This is a genomic window from Pseudoalteromonas sp. SR45-5, assembly GCF_014163565.1.
Lineage (GTDB): Bacteria > Pseudomonadota > Gammaproteobacteria > Enterobacterales > Alteromonadaceae > Pseudoalteromonas > Pseudoalteromonas distincta.
Genome location: NZ_JACJDN010000243.1, coordinates 1 through 5560, shown reverse-complemented (window position 1 = coordinate 5560; position 5560 = coordinate 1). Strand labels below are relative to the sequence as shown.

5 protein-coding genes are annotated in these 5560 nt (G+C 40.9%); 4 read left to right on the top strand and 1 reads right to left on the bottom strand.

All coding sequences use genetic code 11. The annotated features are described in order from the left end of the window. Positions 1-162: 162 nt before the first annotated feature. The 4 genes from H5072_RS10595 to H5072_RS10580 all read left to right on the top strand — a co-directional run bounded on the left by H5072_RS10595 (position 163) and on the right by H5072_RS10580 (position 5214). On the top strand, positions 163-1977 hold the full coding sequence (locus H5072_RS10595; RefSeq protein ID WP_101216850.1) for an assimilatory sulfite reductase (NADPH) flavoprotein subunit: 1815 nt from the start codon (positions 163-165) through the stop codon (positions 1975-1977). A 61-nt stretch (positions 1978-2038) separates the two neighbouring features. Continuing rightward, on the top strand, positions 2039-3736 hold the full coding sequence (gene cysI / locus H5072_RS10590) for an assimilatory sulfite reductase (NADPH) hemoprotein subunit (RefSeq protein WP_182693505.1): 1698 nt from the start codon (positions 2039-2041) through the stop codon (positions 3734-3736). Between the two features lie 43 nt (positions 3737-3779). Further along, positions 3780-4520, top strand: coding sequence for a phosphoadenylyl-sulfate reductase (locus H5072_RS10585; protein WP_002961106.1), 741 nt, complete (start codon positions 3780-3782; stop codon positions 4518-4520). Between the two features lie 145 nt (positions 4521-4665). Continuing rightward, positions 4666-5214, top strand: a complete 549-nt coding sequence (locus H5072_RS10580) for a DUF4124 domain-containing protein (RefSeq protein WP_182693504.1) — start codon at positions 4666-4668, stop codon at positions 5212-5214. Here H5072_RS10580 and H5072_RS10575 read toward each other — a convergent pair whose 3' ends face one another. Further along, entirely contained in the window at positions 5215-5469 is a 255-nt protein-coding gene (locus H5072_RS10575) for a hypothetical protein (protein ID WP_182693503.1), read from the bottom strand. It lies immediately after the preceding gene. Positions 5470-5560 lie beyond the last annotated feature (91 nt).

The following is a 5560-nucleotide window of genomic DNA, read 5'->3' as shown; positions in this document are numbered from 1 at the left end:
GGAATATCAAAGCAGATTCTATTCTTTTTTTATCTATGCTGAGCCCGTTATCCTACTAACTTAGAAAACCTCAACAGATACGCTCTGGATGAGGTAAAACTCATTTTTAACAATACACAAAGTGTGTTGTGTTTAATTTTCAGGGTTATGGGGAATCGATTCATGTTGTTAGGTCAACTAAATGCTGCGGCAAGCCCGCTATCGCAAGATCAAGTACAAAAGCTGCAAGGTTTAGTGGCTGAACTTAATCCAATTCAACAAGCGTGGGTAAGTGGTTACTTAGCTGCAAATGCTAATTCAGCTGCGTTAGGTGCTCCTACGGCAGGCGTACCGGCTGCGGGTGATGCAGCAGCGCTAACTATTTTATATGGTTCGCAAACGGGTAACGCAAAAGGTGTAGCTACCAAAATGAAAGAGCAGGCTGAGTCGCGAGGCTTAGCAGTTAAGCTTGTTAGCATGTCAGATTACAAACCAACAGCCCTGAAAAAAGAAAAGTTTTTAACTATCGTTGTATCTACTTACGGCGAAGGTGAGCCACCAGAAGACGCAGAAACACTCCACGAATTTTTAGCCACTAAAAAAGCGCCAAAACTAGACGATGTGAAAATAGCGGTTATTGGCTTAGGTGATTCTAGCTATGAGTTTTTCTGCCAGACAGCAAAAGATTTTGAAGAGCGTTTAAATAAACTCGGTGCACAAACTATCTATCAACGTGCTGATTTAGATGTAGATTACGAAGATGAAGCCGCTACGTGGATCGCCGGTGCAGTTGATGCATTTGAACCTGATTTAAAAGCGCAGCAAGAAGCCGCTGGTGGTCAAGTTGTATCAATGCCATTTGGCGCTCCTACCTCTGCAGCAAGCCAATATACAAAACAAAATCCATTTGAAGCAGAGCTATTAACTGTTCAAAAAATTACCGGTCGCGACTCGACTAAAGATGTACGTCACGTTGAAATTTCGCTTGAAGGTTCTGACATTACTTACACGCCAGGTGATTCATTAGGTGTGTACTTTTTAAATGACGATGTATTAGTTGATGAAGTACTTACACTTACTCAAATAGATGCAACAAGCATTGTAAAAGTAGGTGATGAAGAGCTAAGCGTACGCGATGCACTTATTGAAAAACTAGAGTTGACTCAGTCGTACCCAGGTTTTGTAGAAAAATACGCAACAGCAACAGGTACGCCTGAATTATTAAAGCTTGTAGAAGATAAAGCGGCAATGCGTGCGTATATTGAACCTCGCCAAATATTTGATGTGATTCGCCAAAACCCAGCAAAAATTGATGCGCAAACATTAGTAGATTGCCTACGTAAACTACAAGCTCGTTTGTACTCAATTGCATCTAGCCAAGCTGAGGTTGAAGACGAAGTACATTTAACACTAGGTCTAGTGCAGTTTGATGCATTTGATAGCGAGCATTTAGGAGGTTGTACTGGTTACTTAACTCGTCGTGCTGAAGAAGGTTGTAAAGTTAAAGTATTTAGCGAACACAACGATAATTTCCGCCTACCTACTAACGATGATACACCTGTGATCATGGTTGGCCCAGGTACCGGTATTGCGCCGTTCCGTGCATTTTTACAAGAGCGTGATTCGCGTGAAGCACAAGGCAAAAACTGGTTGTTTTTTGGTAACCCACATTTTACTCAAGATTTTTTATACCAAGTAGAAATACAGGGTTATTTAAAATCGGGTTTACTTAACAAAGTAGATGTAGCATTTAGCCGCGACCAAGCCGAAAAAGTATACGTACAAGACAAATTACGCAGTAACAGTAAAGACGTGTTTGAATGGTTAGAAGCTGGCGCTCACTTTTATATTTGTGGCGATGCAAATCGTATGGCAAAAGATGTACACAACGCCTTGCTTGATATCGTTAAAGAAAACACAGGTAAGAGTAACGAAGACGCAGAGCAATACTTAAAAGATTTGCGTAGCGCAAACCGCTATCAGAAAGACGTGTATTAATCACGTTTCTTATTTTATTTAACAGCTAACAGCCGTCACTGTAACAAATTTAGGATTTAAAATGAGCGAACAAGATAAAAACGTAAAACTTTCTGATAACGAACGTTTGAAAAGAGAAAGTAACTTTTTACGTGGCACCATAGAAAAAGATTTAAAAGACGAGATTACCGGTGGTTTTACTGCCGATAACTTTCAGTTAATACGTTTTCATGGCATGTACCAACAAGATGACCGCGATATACGTGGTGAGCGTGCTAAGCAAAAGCTAGAGCCGCTACATAATGTAATGTTACGTGCACGTATGCCTGGCGGTATTATTAAGCCAGAGCAGTGGCTAGCAATCGATAAGTTTGCAGATGACAAAACAAGCTACGGCAGTATTCGTTTAACAACGCGTCAAACGTTTCAGTTTCATGGTGTATTAAAGCCGAATATTAAAGGCATGCACCAAATGCTTAACAGCGTAGGTATAGACTCTATTGCAACTGCGGGCGATGTTAACCGTAACGTGCTTTGTACTACTAACCCTGTTGAGTCTGAGTTACACCAAGAAGCTTACGACTGGGCTGCAAAAATTTCTGAACATTTATTACCAAAAACGAAAGCGTATGCTGAAATTTGGCTAAATGGCGAAAAGGCAGAAACCACAGAAGAGCCAATTTTAGGATCTAACTACTTACCGCGTAAATTTAAAACAACGGTAACCATTCCGCCTAATAACGAAGTTGATGTGCATGCGAATGACTTAAACTTTGTGGCAATTGCTGATAACGGAAAGCTTGTTGGCTTTAACGTACTTGTTGGTGGTGGCCTTGCCATGACTCACGGTGATACGGCTACGTATCCGCGTAAGGCTGATGACTTTGGCTTTATTACGCTCGAAGATACCTTAAAAATTGCAGAGCATGTTGTATCTGTGCAGCGCGATTGGGGTAATCGTTCAAACCGTAAAAATGCAAAAACTAAATACACATTGGACCGTGTTGGCGTTGATGTATTTAAAGCAGAAGTAGAAAAACGCTCAGGCGTTACGTTTGCACCAAGCCGTCCGTTTGAGTTTACTCATCGTGGCGACCGCATTGGTTGGGTTGAAGGCATTGATGGTAAGCACCACTTAACGCTATTTATTCAAAGTGGTCGTATTTTAGACTACCCAGGCAAGCCGCTTAAAACAGGTTGTCGTAAAATCGCAGAAGTTCACCAAGGTGACATGCGTATGACGGCAAACCAAAACTTAATTATTGCTGGCGTACCTGCAGATCAAAAAGCCGTGATTGAAGAAATTGCACGTAGCCATGGCCTGATTGACGACAAAGATTCGCAGCAGCGTAAAAATTCTATGGCGTGTGTTTCACTGCCAACGTGCCCACTTGCAATGGCCGAAGCAGAGCGTTACTTACCAAGCCTAGTAGAAAAAACTGAAGCATTACTTGCTAAGCACGGTATACCAGATGACAGCATTATTATGCGCGTTGTAGGTTGCCCTAACGGTTGTGGCCGCGCAATGCTTGCAGAAGCTGGTTTAGTGGGTAAAGGGCCAGGTAAGTACAACGTTTACCTAGGTGGTAATTTAGAAGGCACACGTATTCCTAAATTGTACCTTGAGAACGTAGGCGAAGACGTTTACCTAGAAGCATTCGATAAGCTCATTGGGCAATGGGCAAAAGAGCGTAACGAAGGTGAGTGTTTTGGTGACTTTGTTATACGCAAAGGCATAGTTGCTGAAGTAAAAGTATCAGTAACCGATTTTCACGCTTAATTAAATACCAGCGCCAAAGCGCTGGTGAGGTTTGGAATTTACCATGAGTGAATTTAAAAACATTTTACAGCTAGATAAACAAAGCCAAGCGGCTATGTTAGCTGATGCTAATGGTTTGCTAGCGAATATGAGCGCAGAACAGCGTGTTGCATGGGCGCTTGATAACTTGCCTAATACGGCTTTTTTATCATCTAGCTTTGGTATTCAAGCGGCAGTAATGCTGCATTTAATGACCTCACAACGTCCAGATATTCCCGTTGTATTAACCGATACAGGCTATTTATTTCCTGAAACGTATCAGTTTATTGAACAAATGAGTGAGCGTTTATCACTAAACTTAAAGGTGTATAGAGCGCAGCTAAGCCCAGCATGGCAAGAAGCTAAGTTTGGTAAGTTGTGGGAGCAAGGCGAGGACGGCATTAAGCAATATAACCAGCTTAATAAAGTTGAGCCGATGACCCGCGCACTTAAAGAGATAGAAGCGGGCACGTGGTTTAGTGGTTTGCGTCGCGATCAATCATCTACACGTGCTGATAAACAGTTTGTAGAAATAAGCCGTGGTACCGTTAAAGTGTACCCGATTATTGAATGGTCTAACCGCGACGTGTATCAGTACCTGACTAAGCACGATTTACCTTACCACCCATTATGGGAACAAGGTTATGTATCGATGGGTGACGTACATACAACACGTAAGTTAGAACCAGGAATGACAGAGGAAGAAACTCGCTTTTTTGGCTTAAACCGAGAATGCGGACTGCACATGGATGGTGACGGTATTTAACGTCACTACGATGTAGTTAAATCGCAAATAAAAACGCAGCTTCGGCTGCGTTTTTATTTTCTTTTATTCGGGTACAAAAAATTGCCTAATTAAGTATTTTTTATTAGACTCAAGGCATTAAAGGATTAATTAAAGCAGGAACGCTATGAAATACTTTACCTACTTAGCTATATCAATTATGGCTATTGCAGTCATCTCTTTGTTTTATTTAAAAAAGCCCGATGGTCAAACATGGCTTTCTGCATCATCAATTAGCAGTGAATCTCAGCAAATTAAAGAAAAAATGGTCGCGCTATCTAGCAATACTTTGGACCAAGCAGTGCTGGGTGTTAAGCAAGCTGGCGATAAAATTGCGAGCAGTATTTCTGATGAACCAATTGCTGCAAATGCTACCTCAAGTGGTAAAATTTTTAAGTGGCAAGACGAAACAGGCCAATGGCACTTTTCTGATACACCTAACCCGCATGTAAAAAGTATTGAAGTAAAACTCGATCCTAAAGATATTACAGTTATTGCTGCAGAAGACACGTCTATTTTAAATACCTCTTCAACTCCAAACACAATATCGGCTGCACCAGAGGGGATCAGTATTTTGAACCCAGATTCGGTTAAAAAGCTATTTAATGACGCCGAAAATGTAAAAGACAAACTAGAAAAACGTAATAAAGAAATTAATAATTTAAGTGCACTTTAATTATTTAGAGTGAGTGCTTTTATGGTTTTTTAAATAACGTTTTTCGGCTTCCATCAATAATACTGTTAAATATATTTTAGTGGGAAGCGACAGCAGCACGCCTACAGCAATGCATGCCGCCGTTGTAATTATTCCTTTAATACCATGCTCGACAGTAAAGTAGTTCGACACAATTAAAGTATGGCCAGTCACGATAAGGCACAACCCAAGCATTATTGATGTTTTAAGCAGCCCAATTATCATTGTTTGCGACATAGTTACCTCAGTAGGCACGCTTTAAATGCTTAGCATTGATTTAAGACAACAAACAACACATATAAAAAAGCCCAGCTTATTACTAAGCTGG

Bases quoted from the DNA above. Each gene is read 5' to 3' on its own strand.
- cysI (WP_182693505.1), top strand. From the start codon at position 2,039: ATGAGCGAACAAGATAAAAACGTAAAACTTTCTGATAACGAACGTTTG.
- H5072_RS10580 (WP_182693504.1), top strand. From the start codon at position 4,666: ATGAAATACTTTACCTACTTAGCTATATCAATTATGGCTATTGCAGTC.
- H5072_RS10595 (WP_101216850.1), top strand. From the start codon at position 163: ATGTTGTTAGGTCAACTAAATGCTGCGGCAAGCCCGCTATCGCAAGAT.
- H5072_RS10585 (WP_002961106.1), top strand. From the start codon at position 3,780: ATGAGTGAATTTAAAAACATTTTACAGCTAGATAAACAAAGCCAAGCG.
- H5072_RS10575 (WP_182693503.1), bottom strand. From the start codon at position 5,469: ATGTCGCAAACAATGATAATTGGGCTGCTTAAAACATCAATAATGCTT.